Annotated in this window: 24 protein-coding genes and 1 pseudogene; 14 read left to right on the top strand and 11 right to left on the bottom strand. The window is 59.7% G+C overall.

Going from position 1 to position 24,923, the window contains the following annotated elements:
- Nucleotides 1-3 precede the first annotated feature (3 nt).
- Both P0D52_RS12150 and P0D52_RS12155 read right to left on the bottom strand, forming a co-directional pair.
- Nucleotides 4-1,800, bottom strand: a complete 1,797-nt coding sequence (locus tag P0D52_RS12150) for a hypothetical protein (RefSeq protein ID WP_394692916.1) — start codon at nt 1,798-1,800, stop codon at nt 4-6.
- A complete protein-coding gene (locus P0D52_RS12155; RefSeq protein WP_394692917.1) occupies nt 1,772-1,984 on the bottom strand; it encodes a hypothetical protein in 213 nt (70 codons plus the stop codon). Before P0D52_RS12155 ends, P0D52_RS12150 begins: the two co-directional genes overlap by 29 nt.
- Here P0D52_RS12155 and P0D52_RS12160 point away from each other — a divergent pair.
- The 8 genes from P0D52_RS12160 to P0D52_RS12195 all read left to right on the top strand — a co-directional run bounded on the left by P0D52_RS12160 (nt 1,983) and on the right by P0D52_RS12195 (nt 8,318).
- Nucleotides 1,983-3,104, top strand: a complete 1,122-nt coding sequence (locus tag P0D52_RS12160) for a Re/Si-specific NAD(P)(+) transhydrogenase subunit alpha (protein ID WP_394692918.1) — start codon at nt 1,983-1,985, stop codon at nt 3,102-3,104. The two genes, P0D52_RS12155 and P0D52_RS12160, sit on opposite strands and share 2 nt — an antisense overlap.
- A 12-nt stretch (nt 3,105-3,116) precedes the next feature.
- Nucleotides 3,117-3,353, top strand: a complete 237-nt coding sequence (locus P0D52_RS12165) for a hypothetical protein (protein WP_394692919.1) — start codon at nt 3,117-3,119, stop codon at nt 3,351-3,353.
- Between the two features lie 6 nt (nt 3,354-3,359).
- Nucleotides 3,360-3,701 carry an NAD(P) transhydrogenase subunit alpha gene (locus tag P0D52_RS12170; protein ID WP_394692920.1) on the top strand — a complete coding sequence of 114 codons (342 nt, stop codon included), beginning with the start codon at nt 3,360-3,362 and terminating at the stop codon, nt 3,699-3,701.
- Nucleotides 3,698-4,108, top strand: coding sequence for a hypothetical protein (locus P0D52_RS12175; RefSeq protein WP_394692921.1), 411 nt, complete (start codon nt 3,698-3,700; stop codon nt 4,106-4,108). Before P0D52_RS12170 ends, P0D52_RS12175 begins: the two co-directional genes overlap by 4 nt.
- A gap of 20 nt (nt 4,109-4,128) precedes the next feature.
- Nucleotides 4,129-5,529, top strand: a complete 1,401-nt coding sequence (locus P0D52_RS12180; RefSeq protein ID WP_394692922.1) for an NAD(P)(+) transhydrogenase (Re/Si-specific) subunit beta — start codon at nt 4,129-4,131, stop codon at nt 5,527-5,529.
- Nucleotides 5,530-5,539: 10 nt separating this feature from the next.
- On the top strand, nt 5,540-6,574 hold the full coding sequence (locus P0D52_RS12185) for a helix-turn-helix domain-containing protein (RefSeq protein WP_394692923.1): 1,035 nt from the start codon (nt 5,540-5,542) through the stop codon (nt 6,572-6,574).
- A 94-nt stretch (nt 6,575-6,668) separates the two neighbouring features.
- Nucleotides 6,669-7,472, top strand: a complete 804-nt coding sequence (locus tag P0D52_RS12190; RefSeq protein WP_394692924.1) for a sterol desaturase family protein — start codon at nt 6,669-6,671, stop codon at nt 7,470-7,472.
- Between the two features lie 93 nt (nt 7,473-7,565).
- On the top strand, nt 7,566-8,318 hold the full coding sequence (locus P0D52_RS12195; protein WP_394692925.1) for a hypothetical protein: 753 nt from the start codon (nt 7,566-7,568) through the stop codon (nt 8,316-8,318).
- On the opposite strand, the gene P0D52_RS12200 is transcribed toward P0D52_RS12195, so the two are convergent.
- From P0D52_RS12200 to P0D52_RS12210, 3 genes are read right to left on the bottom strand one after another with little or no spacing between them, the layout of a single operon-like run.
- Nucleotides 8,300-8,662, bottom strand: coding sequence for a VOC family protein (locus P0D52_RS12200; protein WP_394692926.1), 363 nt, complete (start codon nt 8,660-8,662; stop codon nt 8,300-8,302). The two genes, P0D52_RS12195 and P0D52_RS12200, sit on opposite strands and share 19 nt — an antisense overlap.
- Before the next feature lie 44 nt (nt 8,663-8,706).
- On the bottom strand, nt 8,707-10,470 hold the full coding sequence (locus P0D52_RS12205; protein ID WP_394692927.1) for an amidohydrolase family protein: 1,764 nt from the start codon (nt 10,468-10,470) through the stop codon (nt 8,707-8,709).
- A 22-nt stretch (nt 10,471-10,492) separates the two neighbouring features.
- Nucleotides 10,493-11,197: a helix-turn-helix domain-containing protein gene (locus P0D52_RS12210; protein ID WP_394692928.1), complete on the bottom strand. Its 705-nt coding sequence runs from the start codon at nt 11,195-11,197 to the stop codon at nt 10,493-10,495.
- 96 nt (nt 11,198-11,293) lie between these two features.
- On the opposite strand from P0D52_RS12210, the gene P0D52_RS12215 reads away from it, so the two are divergent.
- Nucleotides 11,294-11,839: a hypothetical protein gene (locus P0D52_RS12215; RefSeq protein ID WP_394692929.1), complete on the top strand. Its 546-nt coding sequence runs from the start codon at nt 11,294-11,296 to the stop codon at nt 11,837-11,839.
- Here the strand turns inward: P0D52_RS12215 and P0D52_RS12220 are convergent.
- Nucleotides 11,818-12,741, bottom strand: coding sequence for a bile acid:sodium symporter family protein (locus P0D52_RS12220; RefSeq protein WP_394692930.1), 924 nt, complete (start codon nt 12,739-12,741; stop codon nt 11,818-11,820). The genes P0D52_RS12215 and P0D52_RS12220 overlap by 22 nt on opposite strands.
- Nucleotides 12,742-12,868: 127 nt before the next feature.
- On the opposite strand from P0D52_RS12220, the gene P0D52_RS12225 reads away from it, so the two are divergent.
- The 3 genes from P0D52_RS12225 (at nt 12,869) to P0D52_RS12235 (ending at nt 15,756) form a co-directional block, all read left to right on the top strand.
- Entirely contained in the window at nt 12,869-13,324 is a 456-nt protein-coding gene (locus P0D52_RS12225) for a host attachment protein (RefSeq protein ID WP_394692931.1), read from the top strand.
- Nucleotides 13,325-13,405: 81 nt separating this feature from the next.
- Nucleotides 13,406-14,641, top strand: a complete 1,236-nt coding sequence (locus tag P0D52_RS12230) for a parallel beta-helix domain-containing protein (RefSeq protein WP_394692932.1) — start codon at nt 13,406-13,408, stop codon at nt 14,639-14,641.
- The gene (locus tag P0D52_RS12235) at nt 14,641-15,756 is read left to right on the top strand and encodes an SO2930 family diheme c-type cytochrome (RefSeq protein WP_394692933.1); all 1,116 of its coding nucleotides are present in this window, start codon (nt 14,641-14,643) and stop codon (nt 15,754-15,756) included. Before P0D52_RS12230 ends, P0D52_RS12235 begins: the two co-directional genes overlap by 1 nt.
- On the opposite strand, the gene P0D52_RS12240 is transcribed toward P0D52_RS12235, so the two are convergent.
- Nucleotides 15,753-16,145, bottom strand: coding sequence for a hypothetical protein (locus P0D52_RS12240; protein WP_394692934.1), 393 nt, complete (start codon nt 16,143-16,145; stop codon nt 15,753-15,755). The two genes, P0D52_RS12235 and P0D52_RS12240, sit on opposite strands and share 4 nt — an antisense overlap.
- 320 nt (nt 16,146-16,465) lie before the next feature.
- Nucleotides 16,466-17,098: pseudogene (locus P0D52_RS12245) on the bottom strand (AAA family ATPase); the annotation flags it as partial.
- A gap of 201 nt (nt 17,099-17,299) precedes the next feature.
- On the opposite strand from P0D52_RS12245, the gene amt reads away from it, so the two are divergent.
- Nucleotides 17,300-18,613: an ammonium transporter gene (gene amt, locus P0D52_RS12250; RefSeq protein WP_394692935.1), complete on the top strand. Its 1,314-nt coding sequence runs from the start codon at nt 17,300-17,302 to the stop codon at nt 18,611-18,613.
- Nucleotides 18,614-18,693: 80 nt separating this feature from the next.
- On the opposite strand, the gene aceB is transcribed toward amt, so the two are convergent.
- Both aceB and aceA read right to left on the bottom strand, forming a co-directional pair.
- Nucleotides 18,694-20,325: a malate synthase A gene (aceB, locus tag P0D52_RS12255; RefSeq protein ID WP_394692936.1), complete on the bottom strand. Its 1,632-nt coding sequence runs from the start codon at nt 20,323-20,325 to the stop codon at nt 18,694-18,696.
- Between the two features lie 21 nt (nt 20,326-20,346).
- Nucleotides 20,347-21,633, bottom strand: coding sequence for an isocitrate lyase (gene aceA / locus P0D52_RS12260; protein ID WP_394692937.1), 1,287 nt, complete (start codon nt 21,631-21,633; stop codon nt 20,347-20,349).
- A gap of 157 nt (nt 21,634-21,790) precedes the next feature.
- Between aceA and P0D52_RS12265 the strand changes: the two genes are divergently transcribed.
- On the top strand, nt 21,791-23,209 hold the full coding sequence (locus P0D52_RS12265; RefSeq protein ID WP_394692938.1) for a short-chain fatty acyl-CoA regulator family protein: 1,419 nt from the start codon (nt 21,791-21,793) through the stop codon (nt 23,207-23,209).
- On the opposite strand, the gene P0D52_RS12270 is transcribed toward P0D52_RS12265, so the two are convergent.
- Nucleotides 23,206-24,882: a carboxylesterase/lipase family protein gene (locus P0D52_RS12270; protein ID WP_394692939.1), complete on the bottom strand. Its 1,677-nt coding sequence runs from the start codon at nt 24,880-24,882 to the stop codon at nt 23,206-23,208. The two genes, P0D52_RS12265 and P0D52_RS12270, sit on opposite strands and share 4 nt — an antisense overlap.
- Nucleotides 24,883-24,923: the final 41 nt, after the last annotated feature.

Below are 24,923 nucleotides of genomic sequence, written 5' to 3' on the forward strand. Positions count from 1 at the left end.
CTTCTACTCCGGGCCCTGAAGTCCGAAATCCACGATAAATGAGTGAGATTCCATATCCGCTGGCAAAAGCGCCGGCGAAAGGACATCTGTGTTTTCCCCGGTGATCGTGAACCTGAAGGCGACTTCGCCAAACAGGCCCTCCTCCACCGTGGTAATCAAAACGATCGTGGCGCCATCAGCCTCCAGATCCTGACCGCGGGCCGCTGCCATGCGCCCGAGGAACGAATCGTTGTCACACCTGTCGGCGTCGATTCTGATATAGGCCGAAAATACTGGCCGCGTGATATCAGCGTTGGTTCGGGAAACACCGACATCAGTTCGTTGGACGACCAGAACAGCGGGACAACCATTGATCACGATGCCGAACTCGCCGGATACGAGGTCCGAGCTAGGATTCCCAAAAGGAGTGTCTTCATAATCCACGGACAGCGTGTTGGAGCGAAAAGATCGCATCCGCCAATCTGAAATTCGGCCCAGAACGCCTTCCACCCGGGGGTCAACAAAAATGTCATCAGGCACCAGCATGCTGACGTATTCTTCTCCGGCATCAAAAAACACTTCCTGCCCGGGGACCTGTTCCGCCTGACCGGCTGAGAACGCACATCGCCCGCCCTGACCGGCGGTCAGCGCACAAGTGCTTCGGTCACCATCCACGTGATAATGATCATTGGGTCGGTCATTGCCTTCCTCTCGTGTATCGAGCGCGGCGAAATCCATCTGCGAAAGTGCCTCCGAGACTATTCCGATAAGGCTCTGGTCCACCAGTTGGGTGAAAGCGCCACGATCGACCGCCCGCGTGAAACGTCCGAAGAAACCATCCTCTCCGTCGAAGACCCGGCGGCCGCTGGTGATCGTTCCTCCTTCGGCCTCATTGGTGTTTCGGGAAACCGTCAGATATTGACCCGCGAGCGTATCCTCCGCCTCGCGAGGGGAAACCGCCCCGAGCGCCACGGAATTTGCTGCGTCATTAAAAGATGTCGGCGACCGCAGAATTGGCTGAAATCTCTGGATGGCGGGCAGGAAGGGTGTCCCGGCCTGATCAGGCGCACGCAAGAGATAGGTGAAGAATACCGGGTCCGTTCCAACCGGCACGCTGAGGCACGCACCATCCGAAGGCAGGCAGGATACGGGCGGCGCCATGCAGGCTCCGCTGGCATCTGTCTGGCAAACAAAAATATCGAGCAAACCCTGCTGCCAGGGGCCCGGATAGGCGCTCCTCACCTCCACCGTGGCCTCGTTCGCGGCTGGCGCAGCAGGATCACCCGCTGGACCATCGCCCTCGCCGATATTCATGGCGGCGATCGCAATTGCGGCCGTGCGGGTTTCATTGAATCGCGCAATCCCGTCATTCGACAGGGTTTCTACCGCCAGGATGATGTCCGGTGAACTGTCCCGGAACTGCGCATGGAATTCGTTCACCGCAGGCCACACCAGACTCTCGTGATTGTTGTCACACGTGACGAAGAGGTGCACGTAGGCATCATTGATAAAGGAGTTTCCAGGCGCTTTCGATACGCCCACCACCAGATCGACTCGGCCATTTGCCGAAACGGTAAACGACGGGTTGGCGTCACCGGTTGCGACGCCATTTTCAACCAGGCGGTTTTCGATCACGAAGTCATCAAGATTAGAGCCCGCGAATGTCGTTGTATTGAGCTGGCAATTCGTGGCATCGAGATCACCACTGTTCAAGACCGTGAAAAACGCTGTCGCCATCTGATCGGTGGCGACCGTTCGCGTGGCAGGAGCTGTCGCACCATGCAATTCGGGGTCAGCAAACCCCGGAGAAACCAAGGCCACGAAAGTAGCCAAAATCATCAGCCAGCGACAATACATATGCAGCCTCCGTCAACCGGTTGATTTTTATATTGGCTTCAGTTCGAAAATGCGAGTCTGTGATGATAACCTTCCCCCCTTTTCCTGCCTGACGAAATAGCGCATGGTGGGTCATCTGTTCGCGTTCCAAGGGAAGCCCGGCACGCATGAAAATTGCCATTCTGAAAGAACGCCGCGACGGGGAAACCCGGGTTGCGGCTACGCCTGAGTCGGTCAAGAAGCTGATCGCAGCCGGGCATGACATCCAGATCGAAAAAGGCGCTGGCGACACGGCCAGCATGCCGGACAGCCTGTATGAGGCCGTCGGTGCCAAAATGGGCACGCTGGCGGCGACACTGAAGGGCGCGGATGTTGTCTATGCAGTCCGGACGCCGGACGCCGAAACACTGGCCAAGCTGCCCAAAGGGTGCGTGCTGGTCGGCCAGCTGGAACCCCATGGCGACAAGGCTCAGGCCAAGGCGTTTGCCGATGCCGGGATCGACGCGCTGGCCATGGAATTCACCCCGCGCATCACGCGCGCCCAGGCGATGGATGCACTTTCAAGTCAATCCAATCTGGCCGGCTACCGCGCCGTGATCGAAGCCTCGCAAATCTATCACCGCGCCTTTCCGATGATGATGACTGCCGCCGGAACGATTGCCGCCGCCAAGGCCTTTGTCATGGGCGCAGGTGTCGCCGGACTTCAGGCGATTGCCACGGCCCGCCGCCTTGGCGCGGTTGTGACCGCCACCGATGTCCGCCCGGCGGCCAAGGAACAGGTGGCCTCGCTCGGCGCGAAATTTGTCGCCGTCGAGGATGAAGAGTTCAAGGCGGCTGAAACCGCAGGCGGATATGCCAAGGAAATGTCGAAGGAGTACCAGGCCAAACAGGCCGAGCTGGTCGCCAGTCACATCGCCAAACAGGATGTCGTCGTGACGACTGCGCTCATTCCCGGGCGTCCGGCTCCGAAACTGATCACCAAGGCCATGGTGGAAGCCATGAAGCCGGGATCGGTGATCGTGGATATTGCCGCGCCGATGGGCGGGAATTGCGAACTGACCCGGGCAGATGAGATTGTCGAGCATAATGGCGTGTCGATTGCGGGATTTTCGAACCTGCCGGGCCGTCTCGCCGCCGATGCCTCCAGCCTCTATGCGCGCAATCTGGTCAATCTGACGCCGCTTCTGGTGGACGATGACGGGAAAATCGCGCCGCACTGGGACGATGAAATCATTGTCGGGATGACGCTGACACGCGACGGCAAAGTCGTGCACGAAACGCTGAAATAGGACTACGCGGAAATGAGACGATGGGTCGGCAACTTACAGATTGCGTTCGGCATTGCCGGACTCGTCCTGCCTATCATCTCGTTCTTTGCAGTGATGGATGTCATGGCGATTGCGGGCGGCGGACCACCTCAGAATGGCCAGGGTATCCATTCGGTCATACCAATGCACCCTGGCTGGATTTTCATTGCCTCGCTATTGCTGATCGCTGGCGGCATCATGTTGCGCCAACAGATAAAAACCACGGAGTAGACTCTAATGGACGCTGTTGATCCGATTACCCTCCGCCTCGCCATTTTCGTGATGGCGATTTTTGTGGGCTATTATGTGGTCTGGTCGGTAACCCCGGCCCTGCACACGCCCTTGATGGCGGTCACCAACGCCATCTCCTCGGTCATCATCGTTGGCGCCTTGCTGGCCGCGGCGGCGCCCGCGCTGATCGGAGAAACATCCGGTGCATCGGGGTTTGCCAATGTCTCCGGCGCAATAGCCGTCATCCTTGCCAGCGTGAACATTTTCGGCGGGTTTCTTGTCACCCAGCGCATGCTGGCCATGTACAAGAAAAAGGAAAAGCCGGCGGCACCAGAGGCGAAGTCATGATCCGCGCTGTCCTGATCGCCCTTCTGACATTCACGGCCGCCGGTCTGGCTGATGCACAACAACGCGCCCGAATGACCAATCAGGATGCGCGGCCTGGACCGGGGGCGGCCCAGTGCCGGGTCGGGCAGATCGTCTATGCGCGCGGTGGCGCCGGCTTTGTCTGTGACATGGGTTCGGATGGCCGCGTCCTGATGGCAACAGACGGCGGAACACGCCCGGGCGGTATTTCCGCTTTCATGAGCTGGTTGCTCGAAGCGCGTCAGAGCGGCTCGGCCCGCAATACGATCACCGTGAATTACGAGGCCGCCGATGCCGCAACGCAGGAAATCTGCGATGCTTCGGGGCTTCGTGGTGCCAGTGCCCGCTCCCCCATCACCTGCTACCGCATTCTCGCCGTCATCGACTAGAAACGGATTGAGTCCTTCTCATGAACGCTGATCTTGCTGCCATTCTCTATCTCGTCTCCGGCGTGTTGTTCATTCTCGCGCTACGCGGTCTGTCCCACCCGGAAACCGCCCGGCAGGGCAATTATTTCGGCATGGCCGGTATGGCGGTGGCGATCATCACCTCGCTTCTTGCGGCCGGTGTCGGATTTGGCGGTTTCCTGACCATTCTGGTGCTGATGACGATCGGCGGCGGCGTGGGCGCGGTCGTTGCCAAACGCATCCCGATGACGGCGATGCCGCAGCTGGTCGCGGCCTTTCACTCGCTGGTCGGCATGTCGGCCGTGCTGGTGGCGCTCGCCGCCTTCTACCGGCCGGATGTCTTCCATATTGGTGTCGCCGGTGACATCAAGCATATCAGCCTCGTGGAATTGTCGCTCGGCTCGGCCATTGGGGCGATCACGTTTTCAGGCTCAGTCATTGCCTTCATGAAGCTGCAGGGCCTGGTCTCCGGCGCGCCGGTCATCTTCAAGGGGCAGCACTGGCTCAATCTTGCGCTAGGCGGGATTATTGCCCTGATGGTGGTCTTTCTGGTGGCCTCCGGCGGTCAGCTGACCTTCGCCTTCTGGGCGCTGACCATTGTGGCCTTTGTTCTCGGCGTCACCCTGATCATCCCGATTGGCGGGGCGGACATGCCGGTCGTGGTCTCCATGCTCAATTCCTATTCGGGCTGGGCCGCCGCGGCGCTCGGCTTCACGCTGGAAAACACGGCGCTGATCGTCACCGGCGCGCTGGTCGGCTCGTCTGGCGCGATCCTGTCCTACATCATGTGCAAGAGCATGAATCGCTCTTTCATTTCGGTCATTCTTGGCGGATTTGGCGGCGAAGCGGCCGGCCCGGCAGGCGAAGGCCCGACCGGCACGGTGAAGCAGGGATCGGCGGATGATGCCGCCTTTATCCTGAAAAATGCCCGCAAGGTCATCATCGTTCCGGGCTATGGCATGGCCGTCGCCCAGGCCCAGCACGCGCTGAAAGACATGGCCGATACGATGAAGGCCGAAGGGGTTGAAGTGGCCTATGCGGTTCACCCTGTGGCAGGCCGCATGCCCGGTCACATGAATGTGCTGCTGGCTGAAGCGAATGTGCCCTATGACGAAGTCTTCGAGCTGGAGGACATCAATTCGGACTTCTCCAACGCCGATGTGGCTTTTGTTATCGGCGCCAATGACGTCACCAATCCGGCGGCAGAAGAAGATCCGTCCTCTCCGATCTATGGCATGCCGGTGCTGCAGGTCTGGAAAGCCGGAACCGTCTTCTTCATCAAACGGTCGCTGGGCTCGGGCTATGCGGGTGTCGAAAACCCGCTCTTCTTCCGTGACAACACGATGATGCTGCTGGGCGATGCCAAGAAGATGACGGAATCCATCGTCAAGGCGATGGACTAGGCTGAACGGCATGGATGGACTTGTCCTAGATCTCCTGATCCGGGGCGCTATTCTGGGTCTTTTGGGGCTGTACATTCTGATTCTGGCGTGGGCCGGAAAAGGGTTTGATGCCGCCCGGCGCGGGGCCCTGCTCGCCTTCGGCATTGCCTGTTACACGCTGAATGCATCCCAATCGCTGCAGACGGTTCTGCCGGATGTCTGGCGGTTCGGCATTCTGATCCCGTTTTCGGTGATCAATCCGGTCTTCCTGTGGTGGTTTACCGGCGCCCTGTTCAAGGACCGTTTTCCCGTCCTCGGCTGGCGACTGATCCCGGCGGCCGTGCTGCTCGGCAATTATGTGCTGTGGGAGCTCATCATAGGCGTGGAGAGCTTCGCGCAGCTACTGGTCCACACGGCCGGCTCCATCGCCGTCTTTGCGCTGGTTATCTGGCTGCCCCTGCAGGACCGCGCCTCGGACCTGATCGAGAGACGGCGGGCCATTCGTGCCGCCTTTGCCATAGCCGCCGGCGTGCTGGGCGTCGTCATCATCTCGTTTGAATTCGTGAATGCGCGCACCGGCCTGCCTACCCTCGCCCTGACCGGAACCACGCTTTTGTTCGGCGCGGCTTTTCTCGGCCTGCGGCGTGACTTGCTGGCACCGCGCGCTGTGCTTCCCGAAAAGGAAGCGCGCCGCCGCATGGGTCCCGAAGATGCGCATTTTCTCGACAAGCTGAAGGCGCTGATGGATCAAGGCATCTATCGCGAGGAAGGCCTCACCGTTGCAAAACTGGCCGAGCGCGTGGGCGTGCCCGAACACCGCCTGCGGAAAATCATCAATCAGGGTCTGGGCTATCGAAATTTTTCGGCCTTTCTGAACGAGCGGCGGGTGGCTGAAGCGAAAATCTGGCTGGAAGACCCCGAACACGGTCTCACGCCGGTCTCGGGGCTGGCCTATGATCTGGGCTATGCTTCGCTCGGCCCGTTCAACCGCGCCTTCAAGGAGGTGACGGGCCAGACGCCGACCGAATATCGCCGCGCCGTACTCGCCGATTCCGGAAAAGACTAGCCGATTTCATCATTGGTCTGCCGGTTTTTGAAACCGGCGAGCCCGCCTGCGCGCGATCCATCAAGAAGCGGTCTCCATTTCAAACGAGGCTGCCATGTCCGACTTTCTCTCCTCCCTGCCCGCCATCTGGTCGGCCATCCTGATCTCCGATCTGATGCGGTATCTGGTGGGGGCTTTCGGTATTTTCCTGCTTATCAATCTGGCACTGGCGGGTCTGCTCGCCGGACGGAAGATCCGGCCGGACTCTCCGCAGACCCGTCAATTGGTGACCGAGTTTTTCGTCTCGCTGCGGACGGTCTTCATCTTTGCAACCGCCGGCGGTTTGCTGATCGCGGCAGGTGTCGCTGCGGGCTGGATCGATCTCTACATGGACCCGGCGGAACGCGGATGGCTGTATTTCTGGATGAGCGTCATCATCCTGATCGTGGCGCATGATGCCTGGTTCTACTGGACGCATCGCCTGATCCACCATCCGCGCCTGTTTCGTGCGGTGCATCGCCGCCATCATCGCTCGAACAATCCGTCGCCCTTTACCTCCTATTCCTTTGATATCGCCGAAGCCTTCGTCAACGCCGCCTATCTGCCGCTGATCGTCCTGTTTCTGCCCGTATCGCCCCTGGCGATGCTGATCTTCACCAGCCATATGATGTTGCGGAATGCGGTCGGTCATTGCGGGTATGAGCTGTTTCCGGCGTGGCGCGGAAAGCCGCTCTTTGGCTGGCTGACGACCGTCACGCATCATGATCTGCACCATGCGCAAGCGGGTTGGAATTTCGGGCTCTATTTCACCTTCTGGGACCGTGTCATGGGCACCGAGCATCCGGACTATGCGGCGCGGTTCGCCAAGGTGGTGCGGTATTCACCCGCAAAGGAGGCGGGTTACCAGCAGCCTTCATAGACAATGACCTGAATGCCTAGCGATCATACGATTGTTGCCGCCAGGTCGCCGCAATCAGTTTACAAAACCCTCGGTAAACGAGGGAGGATTATATTGCAGCGGATTCTGTGCCAATTAGCGGTCCTGTCCCTGCTTGTGGGCGTCGGGCTCTGGATTGTAGCCAATGAAATGCCGGCATTTTCTGATCAGCAATTAGCGGATGAAATCTTTTGGGGGCCATCGCCCAACTTGCATGGTCGGGAAGCCTACGACGCATTCGCCCGGAACTGGCATGACCGGATGAACGAGCTTCGGACGGCCAAGTATGTCCTACGCGATTTAGGCAGCGTATTTTTAGCGGGCGCACTGACCATCTTGGTTAGCCTGCTGGCATTCAAACAAGACAATTCTTTTGATTGGCAGACACCACCAAAGAGATGGATATACTTGGTTCTTTGGTTGGTGTTTGTGGCGCTAATCGGCATCGAGTTTTATCTCGATATAGTTAAAGCGCTAGAGCGCTGGGAAGTTCCGCCTTGGGCTGACTCCGCAGCCATTCCGCTTGCTGCGCTTGCTTTCTTGTTGACGTTGCTGGTACCCGCCGCCTTCGTTTTAAGCCTTGCACATGTGGGCTTCATGCAATTGCCCGCCCGAATGGGTGTGTGGCGACCGCATCGACCGGCTTATTCGATTACAGTGACCATTCTTTACGGGGCCATTGCTGTTTTCTGGCTGGGCGTGGGTGTGCTGGCAGCTGTCGAAGGTCTTGCCGTTTTATTCTTGGCTTGTCTTCTCGCCACCTATTTGAGCATTTCGACACGTGCAGGACTAATTGAACACCTGAAGCCCTACCAACAACCCTCATAAACGATGACCTGGATACCCAGAGGGTCGCGCAGATAGAGATAGCGCGCACCCCAGGGCCGGTCTTTGAGGTCTTCCGGCTGGATATCATCCGGCAGGGTCTTGATGAAATCATCCAGCGGCTCGGCCCTGTATTGCAGGCTGAGGCCGGAGAAATCATAGACAACATCGGTGTCGTAGATTTCCAGCAATGCCTCATTGTGTCCGTCCTTGAAGGCCAGAATGACGCCTTTGTCGCCCGCCTCATCCCATTCCTCGACGACCACCATGTTGAAGAGGCGTTGATACCAGGCCTGAACCTCGGCCATGCGCGGCGTGGAAATTTTGGTTTTCTGGGAAAGTTTCAAATCAGACTCCTGAATTCACCTCCCCCATCAAGGGGGAGGGAAAGCTAGCTTCGCCCCACCCGCACCAGACGCCCCGGCTTCTCGCCGGTGAATTTATCGTCCAGCAGAACCGGCACGCCGCCGACAATCGTCGCTCTATACCCGCGCGCGCCCTGCAGGAGGCGCTGACCACCGGCTGGCAGATCCTTCACCATGTGCGGCGGCTCGAGTTGTAGCCCGTCATAATCGATGATGTTGATATCGGCCTTCAGGCCTTCTCGGATAAATCCGCGATCCTTCAGGGACAGGAATTCGGCAATATCGCCGGTCATCATCCGGACGGCGCGCTCGACGGGAATTTTCTCGCCCCGCGTCCGGTCCCGCGTCCAGTGCGAGAGGAGATAGGTTGGCATGGAGGCATCGCAGATCGTGCCGACATGCGCCCCGCCATCGCCCAGACCCTGCAGGGCTTGCGGATGCGTCATCATCTTCATGACGTTGTTATAATCGCCCTCGGTATAGTTATAGATCGGGAAGTAGATCAGCTCCTTTCCATCGCGCTCAAGGATGGTGTCGTAGAGCTTTTCCATCAGCGGAATGCCTTCAGCCTGCGCCTTTGCGGCCAGGGCGTTCTCGGGCGGCTGCTCATAGTCCGGTGGATCACCCAGCTGGAAGAGCTTGGTCGCGACGTATTCGATATTCTCCATCAGGAGGTCGGCGAGCGGCGGAATGGACGAACCCGGACCCGACAATTTGTCGGTTTTTTCCGAAAGGATCTGCGCCCGGAATTCCGGCGTCTTCATGATTGCGACGCGTTCCTCGAACGGCTTGTCCGCAATCTTCTTGTAGCTCGGATAGCCCATGAAGAAATGGAAGGTGCATTGCAGGCCAAGGAAAACGCCGATACCGCGCGGGGCCGTCTGCACCCGCATATCCACCCCTTCGGCCTTCATTTCCTCGGCTTTGGCCAGAATCCGCGTCCATTGGTCCGGGGCGAAATCGCGCTGCATCAGCGACATGGAGAAGGGGCGGCCGCCCGCGGCCTTGGCATAGGCTTCCAGCACCTTCCATTCGGCTTCAAAGCGGTCGCCCTCGCGTTCCAGGTCAAAGTCGGAAACCGCCTGCACGACGCCATAATCCAACCCGTCAAACGCCTGAGCAATCCCGGCCAGTTCGCGCGAAGTGGCTTCTGAAGACGGCGTCCAGTCGCCATCTGCCGTCTTGTGGACATCCGACCGTCCGGTGGAGAATCCGATCGCACCGGCCTCCATGGCCTCGCGGACAATCGCGCGCATGGTGGCGATGTCGTCATCGCTGGCCTCTTCATCGGCAATGGCGCGGTCGCCCATGACATAGACGCGCAGCGGGTCATGGCCGATATGAACAGCGATATCGATGGTGCGGTTCTGGGCCTCCAGCGCGTCGAGATAATCGGGGAAGCTCTCCCAATCCCAGCTCAGCCCTTCGGCAAGCGCGGTTCCGGGAATGTCCTCCACCCCTTCCATCAGCTTGATCAGGCGCTCATGATCGGTGGACTTCACCGGGGCAAAACCGACACCGCAATTGCCCATAATGGTGGTGGTCACGCCATGACGCGAGGAGGGCTCCAGCTGATCATCCCAGGTCGCCTGCCCATCATAATGCGAGTGCAAATCCAGAAAGCCGGGCGTGACGATACAGCCGCTGGCGTCAATTTCCCTCTTGCCCGCGTCCGGGCACGCCCCGACGGCGACAATCTTGCCATCGCTGATACCGATGTCTGCCTTGCGGCCGGGCGCGCCCGTTCCGTCAAAGACAGTGCCGCCGCTAATCTTGATGTCGTAGGTCATGCTCGCTCCCCGAACCTTTGTCTCAGGAGAGTGTGGCGCGAAATTCCTTCGGCGTTAAGCCTGTTGCTGCCTTGAAGGCCCGGCTCAGTGCGCTGTGCTCGGAATAGCCGCTATCATGCGCGATATCCGTGAAGGCCCGGCCCTGCCGAATGCCGTCCATGGCGCATTGAACGCGCAAGCGGGACCGGTATTGCTTCGGACTCTCTCCGAGTACCCTTGCAAAATCGCGCTCGATCTGGGCCACCGAGCAGTCGGCCCGATCTGCGAGATCCGGCATGCTGACCGGTTCATCCAGCGACGCGGCGATCGTATCTGTCGCAGTCGCCAGCCGCCGGTAAACCCGATCAGAATGGGTGAATTCCGGAAGCGGATAGGAAATACCCCTTACGCAAGGCCGGGCCGGGTCATGATGCTTCGTACGTGCATACAGATACCAGCGTGCGCGCCCGGTATGATCATAGGTGCAATCAAAGCGGTCGATCAGCGTGCGGCCTTCCGAAATCTCGCGGTCCAGCCGATCATAGCGCGCGACAATGGAATCATCGAAAAAATCTGAGGTCCGGCGGCCCAAAATTTCGGAGACATCTGTTGAGCCAAAAAAGGCCGCCAGCCGAATATTTGCCGTGACATAGCGTCGTTCTGCATCCTTCACGAAATGAATGCAGTCCGCACTCCGGCGCAAATTGGCTGAGAGCGCCAGTGGATCGAAGGTCAGCCGTTTTTCCATACCCGTATGATCTGCAGCTTGCGGAGTGGGGTCAAGACGCCGCGCCGTATGCCGCGCTAACAAGTGCGTAAATGAGACTGTTGGAGGACAACGGTTATGACATTGAATAACTTGGTAATTCTGGCCACTCTCGTGGCCGGGACCTGCTTGAGTGCGGCAGCCCACAGCCAAAGCAATACGCCGACGCCCCCAGCGCCGTGCTCAAGCGAGGAATTCCGCCAGCTCGACTTCTGGGTCGGTAGCTGGCACGCGGAATGGGATAATGGCGACGGTACCACCGGCCATGGCGAAAACCACATCACCCGCGACGAGTTTGGCGATTGCGTCATCTATGAACGCTTTTCCGGGGCCGGTCTGAATGGCATGTCGGTCTCGACCTATTTCGCGCCTCTCGGCCTGTGGCGTCAGGCCTGGGTGGATGATCAGGGCGGCTTCTTTTCGCTCTCCGGCGGACCGGATGCGTCAGGCGAATTTGACTTCGTCCTGACCAATACCCGGCTGACCGAAACCGCTCCCCACCGCCGCATGGTCTGGCAGGATGTGACAGCGGACGAATTTACCTGGCGCTGGCAGGGTCGCGCGACCGATGATGAGGACTGGGGCGATCTCTGGGTGATCCACTATTCGCGCATGGACGAATGACGATCCCAGAGGCGGAAACCCGCCGCCAGCGCCAATCCGGCAAACAAATGCCAGAGTGACCAGAAGCCGGTGACGGCAGCAGCGCCGCCCAATGTCGGAAACTGCGTCAGCAGGATGACGAGGCCGAGGCCCGCATTCTGAATCCCGATCTCGAAGGTCAGAGCGCGTCGGGAAGCCGCTTCAAGTCTCATCAATCGTCCCGCGAATGCGCCCAGAGCGAATGCGGCCGTGTTGTGAATGATTGCCACTGGCGCAATGATATATCCTGCTGAAAGAATGATTTCCCAGTTGCGGACAATGGCGACGACCACAAGAAGCAAGAGTATTCCGATCGCGATAGCGTAGACGGCAGGCTGGATGCGCTGCGCAAACCCGGGCTGGAAGGTCGCCAGCAACATTCCGAGGGCGAGCGGCACACCCAGCGCCAACCCCGTCTGCAGAATGAAAGACAGCGTGTCGATCTCCACAGTCCGGATCAGCTCTGCCGTCGGTGGATACAGGCCGGCCCAGAACAAGATCGCGACAGGGGTAATGATAAAGGCGAGCGCACTGGAAGCGGACGTCAAAGAGACGGAGTAGGCCGCGTTTCCGCGGGCCATCAAAACCATCAAGTTGGACACATTGCCCCCCGGGCAGCAGGCGATCACAATCATTCCGAAAGCCAGAGAGGGTGTCGGCGCGATCAGGTGCGCCAGACCAAGTGACATCAGCGGCAGAAGCAATACCTGTGTAGCAAGGCCGCCAAAAAACATTTTCGGGTTGCGGCCCAGAAAGACAAAATCCTGCGGCTTCAGCGTCAATGACACCGAAAACATCATGATCGCCAGGCTGACGGTCAAACCGATTGTGGAGCCGCCGCCCAATGTCACTTCAATCGCGTCGAGCGCCGCAGCATCCGTCATGTTTTCCCCCGGTTTGCCGGATGATCATCCGGTAAACGGCGCCGGTTGCAACCCGGACTGAACCTTCGGAGCAGCGGATGCGTTATCTTTCTGCATATTCGCAACACGCATGAAGGGAGCACAAACGATGGCAAATGGACCCCGGAAAACCCTTTGGGTTGCTGTTCTCGATGGCAGCAAGGGATTGATCTACCGAAATGAGGGCGACGCGGAGTATCCGGTGCTCCGGCCTGTAGAGATCAACAAGCAGGACATTCCGGCCGACCGGGATATTCATACCGACCGGCCCGGTCGGATGTTTGACGGTACCGGCCATCGCAGCGCCGTGGATCAGGGCGATGCCCATGAATACGAAGAAAAGCGATTTGTCGAAGAACTGGTCGACCATCTCAACGCCGCCGCCCTGGATAATGCCTTCGACCAGATCCTGATTTTCGCCGATAGTGACTCGCTGGGGGCAATCCGACCGCATTATCACGATGAGCTCAAACGCCGTCTGATCGAGGACGTCCCGTTGGATATTGTCAACGAGCCCGTGGACAAGCTGGAAGAACGGGTGAAGGCGGCGATCCCGCCGGACTAAAACACTCGACAAGCCGGGGTTGGCCTGCCTACTCTACCGCAAAGTGAACACTGTTCAGACCGGACGTATGGGGAGGCATCCATGGTCAAGTTTCAATTTTCTTCGGCGGTGGTACTGGGCGCTAGCCTTTTGCTGGCATCTTGCGGCGGCGGCAATGAGGGGCGCGACATTTCCAGCGCCGATACTGATTTCCAGACGACGCTGATGGAACAACTGATTGATGCCCAACCTGGCGATGTCATCGAGATTCCGGCCGGCGTGTTTTCCTTTGACCGCTCGCTGTCCCTGACAGTGGATGGTGTGACCATTCGCGGTGCCGGGATGGACGAAACCATTCTGTCCTTCGCCAATCAGACATCCGGCGCGGAAGGCCTGCTGGTCACGGCCAGCGATTTCACGATCGAGGACCTGGCTATCGAAGATACGCGCGGCGATGCGCTGAAGGTCAATGAAGGCGAGAACATCATCATCCGCCGGGTGCGGACCGAATGGACGAACGGCCCGGATACCGACAATGGCGCCTATGGCATCTACCCGGTCCAGACGACGAATACGCTGATTGAAGGCGCGGTCGCGATTGGCGCTTCGGATGCTGGTATCTATGTCGGCCAGTCGCGCAATGTGATCGTTCGCGACAGCCGCGCTGAATTCAATGTGGCGGGCATTGAGATCGAGAATACGATCGGCGCCGACGTCTACAATAATGTTGCGACCAACAATACGGGCGGCATTCTGGTCTTCAACATGCCCAATTTGCCGCAACCCGGCCATTCCACGCGCGTCTACGACAATCAGGTTTTTGAAAATAATACCGGTAATTTCGGCCATCCGGGCACGCCGGTCGCCAGCGTACCTGCCGGATCCGGCATCGTCATCAACTCCAATGACCGTGTCGAGATTTTCAATAACGATATCCGCGACCACCGCACGGCCAATATCATCATCTCCTCGGTCTATTCGACCGGGTTTTCCGATATCGGCGTTCAGGAAAACTTCGACCCCTATCCGGAGACAATCTGGATCGCGGGCAACACGCTGGGCGAGGGCGGTGGCAATCCCGACAATGCAGAGCTTCAGGCCCTGCGCGTTCTGATGTTCGGCCTGACCGGCAATATTCCGGATGTTCTCTGGGATGGTTATGTGAATGCCGAATTGTTGGCCGACGGAGAAATGCCGGCCCAATACCGGATTTGCCTCGATAATGGCGATGCGCAATTGCTGAATGTGGACGGGCCCAATGGCTATTCCGACCCGCATATTGTCGAGGACACGGCCTGCCTGCATGAACGCCTGCCGGAGATTGTCCTGCCGTTCTGATGCGCGCTTTTCTTCCTGCCTTCGCCCTGATTCTGGCGGCCTGCGGAAATGAGGCGGCCACGCCGACCTTCCACGCCGAGGGCCGGCCCGCATTGCTGTCGGAATGGGGGCTTGTCACGACGTCGGGCGGGCAGCTGGTCTTGTCGGACGGGGTTGAGCCCTATGATCTCAATACGCCGCTCTTTACCGATCATGCCGGCAAGCTGCGGACGATCTGGATGCCCGAGGGCGTTACCGCCACTTACCGGGAAGGTCAGGTTCTTGATTTTCCGGTCGGCACCGTCATCACCAAGACATTCTACTATCCGGTAGATGATGCGGGGCATGTATTGCGTGGCGATGCCGGGATTCAGGTGTCGGATACGCCGGAAACCCTGGACCTCGACCGCGTTCGTCTGGTGGAAACCCGCCTCCTGATCCGCCGCGAGGATGGCTGGACCGCCCTGCCCTATGTCTGGAATGAAGACGAGAGCGATGCCGAATTGATGCGGGCAGGATATTCAGAAACACTGACGCTGGCGGAAGCCGATGGTACGCTTCAGGATATCCATTACCTCGTGCCGAATGTGAACCAGTGCGCCGGCTGTCACGCGACCAATAACACGACGCGGGAATTGTCACCGATCGGCCCGGCGCCCCGTCACCTCAATCGGGATTTCGCCTATGCGGAAGGCGTGGAAAACCAGCTGACGCATTTCATTGCCACCGGTTATCTGGCTGGCGCACCGGATATCGACCTCGCACCCCGCGCAGCCGTCTGGAATGATCCCGATATCCCGCTGGCGACGCGGGCGCGATCCTATCTCGATATCAATTGCGCGCATTGCCATAATCCAGTCGGGGCCGCGGACACGTCCGGTCTGCATCTCAATTTCGATGCGCCGGTAGGCCCCAATCTGGGCATTTGCAAGCCGCCGATTGCGGCCGGGCCCGGCTCGGGCGGACACCGTTTCGACATCGTACCGGGCGATCCGGATGCGTCGATTTTCATCTACCGCATGGATTCGCGGCAGGGGGATATCATGATGCCGGAGCTGGGGCGTTCGCTCGTCCATGCGGAAGGCGTCGAGCTGATCCGGTCCTGGATTGCCGAAATGGATGGCAGCTGTTTCTAGCTGCTATCGGCCATCGCACGATAACAGGAACAGGCTGCCAGCTCGGTCTCTGCGAGATGGTTGAGCAGATTATCCACCGCCTCCGACAATAATTGCTCTCGGGTCGTATCGAGCTTGGCCGCGGCCAGACGAAGACGGCGATCCTGTTGATCACTCAGAGCGAAGCCGAAATCCTCATCGGCTGCGGCGGCCTCGTGATGTGCGTCGCAGGGCCCCGGATGCGGTTGGGGTGGGGGGGCGGTATCCGCATCCGAGGCATCGCGGCGGGCGATGGAGTATGGATCAAAGACAGCTTCCGGCGCTGTGCGCGTGCCGGCGGGCGACGGCACAGCCGCTCCCTTGCGCACGAGAAGGCTGGAATGCAGGGAGGCAAAAGGCGATGTCGTCATATTCAGCCCTCCCCCGCAATGCGATGGACAAAGGCGGTGCGCCGTCCAAAGACCGCGCGCGGCGGTTGGCGGCGATCAGGAACGCCCTTGGGCGCGCCGCGATCCTCTTTTCGGCGGTCAACGCCGTCCCAGCCGGACTGCCCCATGGCTTGAGGCTTGGGCAATTCGTCTTCATTCCAGCCCGGCAGGACCAGTTCACCCAGACCGGGCAGGTTTTCATCTTCATCTTCGTCGCCAAAGATATCCGGGCTTCCACCGCCTGGCGTCAAAGCGGCCACAGCCAGATCCCCGATCGAATCCTTGCCATTGAGCGCCAGACCATTGCGGACAAAACGGGCGCGCAGATAACGCCAGAGTTTGGACACCTCCTCGGCTGACTTTGATCCTTCGTTGACCTCGCCCACCGTGCGACCATCAATCATCGAAGCGGCAAAATCGGTGCGGTGGTGAATGGTGACCGGTGCCACGACGCCATGCTGGGACAGGGCCACGGCCGTCTCGCCGGTAATGCGTGCGCGCTCCGTGGCCGAATTCACGACAAAGACGAGCGGTTTGGAGAAACTCTCGACAATGTCGACCGTCGGACCAACGGCGCGCAGATCATGCGGGCTGGGCCGGGTCGGGACGACGACCAGATCCGCATGACGAACAACCCCGGCAATGGACTCGGTCACGGCCGGGGGGGTATCAATCACAATCAGTTTGAAGCCGGATTTCTCGAGATGCTTGATGCCGGCATCGAGCTCGCCAATGGACACGCGGGCGTAAGCCGGTGTCGCACTGGAGCGGGCATTCCACCATTTCGCCAGGGAGCCTTGCGGATCGGTATCGATCAGGGCCACGGGTCCGTCACCGGCGCGCTCGGCCTCAACCGCAATATGCCCGGAGAGCGTGGTCTTGCCCGACCCGCCTTTCTGCGACGCGAAAACGACGACATTCGCCCGGTTCGCCATACTTACCCTCACACCATCCGCGCCGGTTTTCCGGCTGTCTGATGCGAAATCCACCACACCAGCCGATAAGGGGCGTTTAAACGCTTTGTTCAAATTCGAACGATCGCTCGGGAGGTTGACCGAAGGTTAGCGCGGCGGAAATGAAGTTGTTCGAATTATCCGGCCCCGGACATCTTTACAGAGACGGTCAGACTGGCCATCATGCTGCAGCGCAACATGATGGGGGAAGATATGTTCGCACTGGCAGCACAAGTCACGGGGGCGGTGGCGGCTCCGTCTCAACCCGATGTCATGGCGTTTGTGGCCGACACAATGTTGCTGATGATATCCGGCATGGTGGTCGTCTTCATGGTGGCCGGCTTCTGCATGCTGGAGACTGGTTTGGTGCGGGCCAAGAATGCCGCGACCATCTCTCTTAAAAATATCACGCTCTTTTCGATTGCCGCGCTCACCTATTATCTTGTCGGCTACCGCTTGATGTATGACGGGGTCGATGGCGGGCTGATCGGAACATTGGGCGTCTGGTCGCCCGATGCGCTTGGAGAACCGGGCGGCTCGGCCGCCTCGTCCGCCGACTGGTTTTTCCAGATGGCGTTCGTTGCGACAGCGGCTTCCATTGTGTCGGGAACACTGGCCGAGCGGATCAAGCTGGGGCCCTTCCTCCTTTTTATCGTCGTTCTCACGGCCATCATCTATCCGATTGCCGGCGCCTGGAAATGGGGCGAGGGTTGGCTGCATGTCATGGGCTTTCAGGACTTTGCGGGATCGACACTGGTCCATTCCGTCGGCGGCTGGGCGGCGCTGACCGGCGCGCTGATCCTCGGGCCCCGTTATGGCAAATACGCCGCCGATGGCCGTATCCAGAAACCCATGCCCGGCTCCAACCTGCCGCTGGCCGCGCTGGGGACGTTTATCCTCTGGTTCGGCTGGTTCGGGTTTAACGGTGGCTCGCAGCTTGCGGCAGGCACGATCGAGGATGTAAGTGCGGTCGGCAAAATCCTCGCCAACACGAACACGGCTGCGGCGGCAGGCGTTCTGGGCGCGTTTGCGACGGCCTATTTTGTCTTCAAGAAGCCGGACCTGACGCTTGTGCTCAATGGCGCGATTGGCGGACTTGTGGCGATCACAGCCGGGCCGCTGGATGCCGCCCTCTGGCAATCCATGCTCATCGGCGCGGTCGGCGGAATTCTGGTCGTTGTCACTGTGCCTCTGCTCGACAAGCTGAAAATTGATGATGTCGTCGGTGCCATCCCGGCGCACCTTGTCTGCGGCATCTGGGGAACGCTGGTCGCAGCTCTCACAACCCAGGCTGAAGGCTTGAATATTCTCAGCCAGCTGGGCGTTCAGCTGGTCGGCATTCTCAGCATCGGCGCTTTTGTCGCGGCACTGAGTGCGGGTGTCTGGCTGGCACTGAAGCACACGATCGGCCTGCGCCCGAGTGTGGATGAAGAAATCGCCGGGCTGGATAAATCCGAACTGGGGATGGAAGCCTATCCGGATTTCTACACCGGATAAAAAGTGGCGCGACGAACCCGGATTGCAAAGGGTTCGCCGCGCCTGCCTCCCGGTCCCGCCGGTGGGCATCTCGAGGTGATCTAGTCGAATTCGGTCAGGCGCATAGAGACCTGCAGACCTTTTGTCAGTTGGTCGTAGGCTTTGAGCGTCAGGAATTCATCGAAGTCATCTGCCAGGACGAGCTCTCGCATCAGTTTGGCGGCCGCTTTCACTTCATCCGGACCGGACAGGCGATATTGACCATCCTCAAGGATTTCAGCTTCGGCAATATTTATCGCCTCTTCCATCCAGCTGGCATCCAGACCGATACCGTTTTCGGTCTTCGCTCCCGTCACACGCCACTGCCATAACTGTGCGCGAGCGATCTCGGCCGTTGCCGCATCTTCCATCATGTTGCGGATCGGGGCCGCGCCACGACCGGCCAGCCAGCCCGCGATATAGCGGATGGCGACATCCACATTCTCGCGTGCGCCCGCCTCGGTGATCGTGCCGTCCGGTGCGGCAACCAGGTCGGCCGCCGAGCCTGTGACCGCGAATTTGCGGTCGATCTGGTTGGGCCCCGTCATGACATCATCAAAGGCGGCCTTGGCGACCGGGACGAGATCCGGGTGCGCAACCCAGCAGCCATCATGACCGTCCGTCGCTTCGCGGGTCTTGTCGGCCTTGACCTGTTCGAAGGCCAGTGCATTGGCCGTTTCGTCGCCCTTGACGGGGATGAAGGCTGACATGCCGCCCATGGCATGGGCTCCGCGCCGGTGACAGACCGCGATCACACGCTTGGAATAGGCGCGCATGAATGGCGTTGCCATCGTGATCTGGGACCGATCCGGCAGGACACGATCGGTGTGGCCCCGCAAGCGTTTGATATAGGAGAAGATATAGTCCCAGCGTCCGCAATTGAGCCCGACGCAATAGTCGCGCAGCTCGTAGAGGATTTCGTCGAGCTCAAAGGCCGCCGGCAAGGTCTCGATCAGCACCGTGATGCGCACCGTGCCGCGTTCCAGGCCCAGAACTTCCTCGGCATGGCTGAAAACCAGCGCCCAGAAGCGCGCTTCAAACCGGCTTTCCAGCTTTGGCAGATAGAAGTAAGGCCCCGTGCCGCGCACATCGAGCGCATCATGATTGTGATACAGATACAGGCCGAAATCGAAGAGAGAGGCAGAAATCGGCTGGCCGTTGACCTGCATGTGACGTTCATCAAGGTGCAGTCCACGCGGACGGACGATCAGCGTCGCGGCATCGGAAGAGACACGATAGCGCTTGCCGTTCTTGTCGTCGGTGAAATCGATCTTGCGGCGGATGGCCTCGCGCAGATTGATCTGGCCGTCGACCATATTGGTCCAGGTCGGCGAAGAGGCATCCTCGAAATCCGCCATGAAGCAGCGGGCGCCGGAATTGAGTGCATTGACGACCATCTTGCGATCCACCGGCCCGGTAATCTCGACGCGGCGGTCCTTGAGATCGGATGGCGCCGGACGAACCGTCCATTCCGAGGCACGGATATCGGCGGTCTCTTCCGGGAAGTCCGGCAATCCGCCGGCATCATATTCGGCCTGGCGTTTCTGGCGGTCTTCCAGCAGCGCCTTGCGGCGGCTGTCGAAACGCCGGTGCAGTCCGATCAGGAATGACAGGGCGTGCGGGGCGAGGATGGCGCGATAGCCGGGCTCCAGAGGGCCCAGAAGATCGACGCCATTGGGATTTGACTTGTTCATGATCTTGCTCCCGTCCGCCACCTATTCCGCCGCGAACTGAGCAGATTCCGTGGATTCGCCCATGGCCGTCGTCGAAGACTGACCGCCGGAAAGGGTCTGGTTCACAAGATCGAAATAACCGGTGCCGACTTCGCGCTGATGGCGGGTGGCTGTGTAACCGTCCTTCTCGGAGGCAAATTCGGCTTGCTGAAGCTCCGAATATGCGCCCATGCCGCGATCGCGATACCCCATGGCGAGGTTGAACATGCCGTAATTGAGCTGGTGGAAACCGGCGAGGGTGACAAACTGGAACTTGTAGCCCATGGCTCCCAATTCGCGCTGGTAAATGGCGATGGTTTCCTTATCCAGATTGGCTTCCCAGTTGAAGGATGGCGAGCAATTATAGGCCATCATCTTGCCAGGGAACTCTTTCTGTATGGCTTCTGCAAAGCGCCGGGCATCGTCCAGATTTGGCTTGGATGTCTCCCACCACAGAAGGTCGGCATATTTGGCATAGGCCAGTCCGCGCTTGATGCAGTGATCAACGCCCATGCCCTTTCTCAGACGGTAGAAGCCTTCCGCCGTACGGCCGGCATCGTAGTCGATGAATTCATGATCGCGCTCGTCGATGTCGGAATTGATCAGCGTCGCCGATTCCGCATCTGTCCGGGCGACGGTGAGTGTGGGTACACCCATGACGTCAGCCGCGAGTCGGGCCGCATTGAGGTTGCGCTGGTGGGCCTTTGTCGGGATCAGGACCTTGCCGCCCAGATGCCCGCATTTCTTTTCCGCGGCGACCTGGTCTTCGAAGTGAACGCCCGCAGCGCCCGCTTCGATGAAGGCCTTCATGATCTCATAGCAGTTCAGCGTGCCGCCAAAACCGGCTTCAGCGTCAGCCACGATCGGCGCGAACCAGTCACGGCTGGCTTCGCCATTTTCAGCGACTTCGATCTGGTCGGCGCGCTGAAGGGTGCGGTTGATTTTCTTGGCCAGCTCCGGGGCGGAGTTCGCCGGATACAGAGACTGGTCGGGATACATGGCGCCGGCGACATTGGCGTCGGCGGCGACCTGCCAACCCGACAGATAGATCGCTTTCAGGCCCGCACGAACCATCTGCATGGCCTGGTTGCCCGACAGGGCGCCCAGCGCATTGATATAGGGTTCGGTTTTCAGGAGGGTCCAGAGTTTCACCGCACCGCGTTCGGCAAGCGTGTGCTGAATCTGAACCGAGCCGCGCAGTTTCAGCACATCTTCGGCGGAATAATCACGGTCGATACCGGCAAAGCGGTCTGGCGTGGCGGCGGGGACGAGATCGTTGAAGGTGGTCATGGCGCAATCCTTTTGTCTGTCAGCCGGAATAACCGGTGGTTTCGACGATCACCCTGACGATACGGATAAGCCCTGTCTACACAGGCAAAGTTCTAAAAGAGCGCGGCTGTATTCATTAATTACTTGTCATTCTGTTATTTTGTGAATAATTGACAACATGGATTTGCAAAACGAGAAAATCTTCGCCGGTGCCCGGCTGCGGCGATTGCGGCGCGAGCGCAGTCTGACGCAGGCTGATGCTGCCGACATGCTGGGTCTGTCTCCCAGCTATCTCAACCTGCTGGAACGCAATCAGCGCCCCTTGACCGCGCGCGTGCTGCTTGCTGTCGCTGCAACCTTCGACATTGATGTGCGCAGTCTGGCTGAAGGATCGGACCGGCAATTGGTTACCGATCTGGAAGCCGCGGCGGCCGACCCCGCGCTCGCTTCGCTGGAGCTGGACCGGACCGAACTGACCGAACTGGCCGAGACCCAGCCGCGGGCGGCCGAAGCATTGACCCGGCTACATCAGGCCTATCGCAATGCCTCGGAATCGTCCGCTGATCTGGCGGCGCAGCTGGAGGGCGGTGATCGGGCCGGCCGGATGAATGAGACCGAGGCCGTGCGGAATGCGCTCGACCAACGGCATAATTTTTTCCCAGCCCTGGAGGAAGCGGCGGAACGTTTTGGCAGCCGGTTGAAGCTGACCGTCGATAATCGCTCTGCGGTTCTCGAAGAGCGCTTGAAGGCGGAACACGGAATAATCGTCCGGACGTTTGAAGACGACATTATGGGCGGGGCACGCCAGCGGATGGATTTTCATACCCGGCGTCTGATGCTGTCGGATCGCCTGTCTGCGAATGCCCGGCCCATGCAGATGGCTACCACGCTGGCTCTTTTGGAGCACGCCGACATTCTGGATGCGGAAGTCGAGGCGGCCGGGTTTGACACACGGGTTGAGGAGTCGCTCTACCGCAACGGGCTGGCGCGGTATTTCGCCGGCGCCGTTCTGGCACCCTATGAGGCGTTTCTGACACTGGCAGAGAAGAGCCGATATGATATCGACCGCCTGCAAAGACGCTTCGGGCTGGGCTTCGAGACGGTATGTCACCGATTGACCACGCTGCACGATCTGAAGCAGCCTGGCATCCCCTTCTTCATGGTCCGAATGGATCCGGCTGGAAATGTCTCGAAGCGATTTGGCGGCGGGGTTTTGCCGTTTGCGCGGTCGGGTGGCTCCTGCCCGAAATGGACCCTGTCAGAAGCGTTCCGCACGCCCGAGAAATTGCTCACCCAGCGCTTCGCCCTGCCGGATAATTCCGAATACCTGTCCATCGCCCGCGCCGTGTCCCGGCCAGCCAGCGCCAGCGAACCGCCGGTCCTGCATGTGATTGCGGTTGGCTGTGAATGGGGCCGGGCCGAAGAAACGATCTATGCCGACGCGCTGTCGCGGACACCGCCCACCCCGGTGGGCCTGACCTGCCGCCTGTGCGAGCGGGAGGCCTGCGCGCATCGGGCCTTCCCGTCCATGCAGCGGGAGATGAATATCAATCCCTGGCGGCAAGCCGCCGGCCCCTATGCGAGCGATGAGCTCTAGCAGCCTGTCAGCGGACGCAATTCCCTTGTGTCGTCGAAATAGCGGCCTTCCATCGACGCCACGAGCCGGCAGCGCTCCTCAACGGTCAAGCGCTCATCAGAGCTGATGTCACTGGCGAGCCCCTCAATGGTGAACTCGCCCGCCATCATCACGGAGCCACCGTCGGCCGGGGTATCAAACCGCATGCGCGCCGGACCTTCACTCCAGCGGGCCCAGTCGCCGCCGGGCGTGCCCTGCCGGGCAAAACGCGCCCAGTAGCCGCCCATCTCGCGGGCGAGGGCAATACGGCTTTCGGCATTGTTATCATTAAACACAATCGGGTCGAGGCGGGAGCCGAAGAATTCGAATGTGTTGAAAACGAAGGGGATTTCCATCGAGTGCATGGCGCCGAAAATCTGCGCGGAATCGAGGAAGAGATTTGATCCGCCCTCATCCCAGTCAAAGCGATAGGCCCAGACATCGTCATGGCCGCCCGCGGTCATGGTGGCGGCCACTTCGTCAACCGCATTGATTGCCCAGATCCGGCTTTGATATGCGGAGACAGCCTCATAGAGCGCCTCATCGCGTATGCGGAAGAAGATGCCGAGACGCCGGTTCACCAGATCGGGATTCAGGCCGTTATAGAGTTTGACCTCGTCGCGGTTGGTGCCGGTGATCAGCGGCACGGCATTGAAGGTTTCCGGGCTGGAGAAAGCCTGCATCAGCCCGCCCTCGGGAATGGTGATGCCGTCTGCAATCACGGTCGGCAAATCCACCGATTCGCCCTCCGGGCTGTAGGCATTGTAAACCGCCGCCAGCGAAGCGCCGCGCAGATCTTCCGCGCTGACGCCGCCACCCGTGATAACCGGGGCAATATCCAGAGAGGCGTTGGCTTCCGAACCTGCCGTGCCTTCGGCTTCTTCGACGGAAATCGCGTTTGCCGAACCCGATTGCATGATGGCGCGGTGGAACAGGCCCGCGGCCATGGGTGAACCCATCAGCGCCGCGACATTGGTGCCGCCTGCGCTTTCACCAAAGATCGTGACCGTGCCCGCATCTCCGCCAAACGCCGCAATATTGTCGCGGATCCATTCCAGCGCGGCGATCTGGTCCAGTGTGGCGAAATTGGCGGCGCGGTCGGATTCGGTCTGCGCATCCTCGCGCAAGGACGGGTGCGAGAAAAAGCCGAGCGGTCCGAGGCGGTACTGAAGCACGACGACGATCACATTCTGGTCCATGGCCAGTTGTGAACCATCATACTGATCGCCCCAGCCCCAGGTGTTGCTGCCGCCGTGAATCCACATCATCACCGGCAGATTGTCGGCATTTGGCGGCGCATAGACGTCGACATAGAGGCAATCCTCATTGCCAATCAGCGCTCCCGCTTCCACGCCGGCAAGGTCGGCGCTGAGGGAGTTGGCCAGCTGGGGACAAAAATCCGGGGCTGTGATCGACTGACGTTCTCCATCCCAGCTTTCCGGCGGGCGCGGTGCGCGCCAACGCAAATCGCCGACCGGCGGGGCCGCATAGGGAATGGCGCGCCAGACATGGGCGCCTGCATCCGAAACATATCCCACCAAAGCGCCACTGGGCGTTTGAATCCGCGTGACCGGATCAGCGACCGTGACTTCCTCGCGTTCGGCACATCCGGCCAACACCAAAATCGACATCAGAATGACTGGAATAAAGCGCATCTCGTTTCCCCCGACTTTCCCGGTAATCTGGCGCAATTCAC

It is taken from the genome of Hyphobacterium sp. (assembly GCF_043584775.1).
Lineage (GTDB): Bacteria > Pseudomonadota > Alphaproteobacteria > Caulobacterales > Maricaulaceae > Hyphobacterium.

Excerpts from the sequence above, each read along its gene's own strand:
- P0D52_RS12160 (WP_394692918.1), top strand. The coding sequence starts at position 1,983 with ATGAAAATTGCCATTCTGAAAGAACGCCGCGACGGGGAAACCCGGGTT.
- P0D52_RS12155 (WP_394692917.1), bottom strand. The coding sequence starts at position 1,984 with ATGCGTGCCGGGCTTCCCTTGGAACGCGAACAGATGACCCACCATGCG.
- P0D52_RS12165 (WP_394692919.1), top strand. The coding sequence starts at position 3,117 with ATGAGACGATGGGTCGGCAACTTACAGATTGCGTTCGGCATTGCCGGA.
- P0D52_RS12170 (WP_394692920.1), top strand. The coding sequence starts at position 3,360 with ATGGACGCTGTTGATCCGATTACCCTCCGCCTCGCCATTTTCGTGATG.
- P0D52_RS12175 (WP_394692921.1), top strand. The coding sequence starts at position 3,698 with ATGATCCGCGCTGTCCTGATCGCCCTTCTGACATTCACGGCCGCCGGT.
- P0D52_RS12180 (WP_394692922.1), top strand. The coding sequence starts at position 4,129 with ATGAACGCTGATCTTGCTGCCATTCTCTATCTCGTCTCCGGCGTGTTG.
- P0D52_RS12185 (WP_394692923.1), top strand. The coding sequence starts at position 5,540 with ATGGATGGACTTGTCCTAGATCTCCTGATCCGGGGCGCTATTCTGGGT.
- P0D52_RS12190 (WP_394692924.1), top strand. The coding sequence starts at position 6,669 with ATGTCCGACTTTCTCTCCTCCCTGCCCGCCATCTGGTCGGCCATCCTG.
- P0D52_RS12205 (WP_394692927.1), bottom strand. The coding sequence starts at position 10,470 with ATGACCTACGACATCAAGATTAGCGGCGGCACTGTCTTTGACGGAACG.
- P0D52_RS12210 (WP_394692928.1), bottom strand. The coding sequence starts at position 11,197 with ATGGAAAAACGGCTGACCTTCGATCCACTGGCGCTCTCAGCCAATTTG.
- P0D52_RS12215 (WP_394692929.1), top strand. The coding sequence starts at position 11,294 with ATGACATTGAATAACTTGGTAATTCTGGCCACTCTCGTGGCCGGGACC.
- P0D52_RS12220 (WP_394692930.1), bottom strand. The coding sequence starts at position 12,741 with ATGACGGATGCTGCGGCGCTCGACGCGATTGAAGTGACATTGGGCGGC.
- P0D52_RS12225 (WP_394692931.1), top strand. The coding sequence starts at position 12,869 with ATGGCAAATGGACCCCGGAAAACCCTTTGGGTTGCTGTTCTCGATGGC.
- P0D52_RS12230 (WP_394692932.1), top strand. The coding sequence starts at position 13,406 with ATGGTCAAGTTTCAATTTTCTTCGGCGGTGGTACTGGGCGCTAGCCTT.
- P0D52_RS12235 (WP_394692933.1), top strand. The coding sequence starts at position 14,641 with ATGCGCGCTTTTCTTCCTGCCTTCGCCCTGATTCTGGCGGCCTGCGGA.
- P0D52_RS12240 (WP_394692934.1), bottom strand. The coding sequence starts at position 16,145 with ATGACGACATCGCCTTTTGCCTCCCTGCATTCCAGCCTTCTCGTGCGC.
- amt (WP_394692935.1), top strand. The coding sequence starts at position 17,300 with ATGCTGCAGCGCAACATGATGGGGGAAGATATGTTCGCACTGGCAGCA.
- aceB (WP_394692936.1), bottom strand. The coding sequence starts at position 20,325 with ATGAACAAGTCAAATCCCAATGGCGTCGATCTTCTGGGCCCTCTGGAG.
- aceA (WP_394692937.1), bottom strand. The coding sequence starts at position 21,633 with ATGACCACCTTCAACGATCTCGTCCCCGCCGCCACGCCAGACCGCTTT.
- P0D52_RS12265 (WP_394692938.1), top strand. The coding sequence starts at position 21,791 with ATGGATTTGCAAAACGAGAAAATCTTCGCCGGTGCCCGGCTGCGGCGA.
- P0D52_RS12270 (WP_394692939.1), bottom strand. The coding sequence starts at position 24,882 with ATGCGCTTTATTCCAGTCATTCTGATGTCGATTTTGGTGTTGGCCGGA.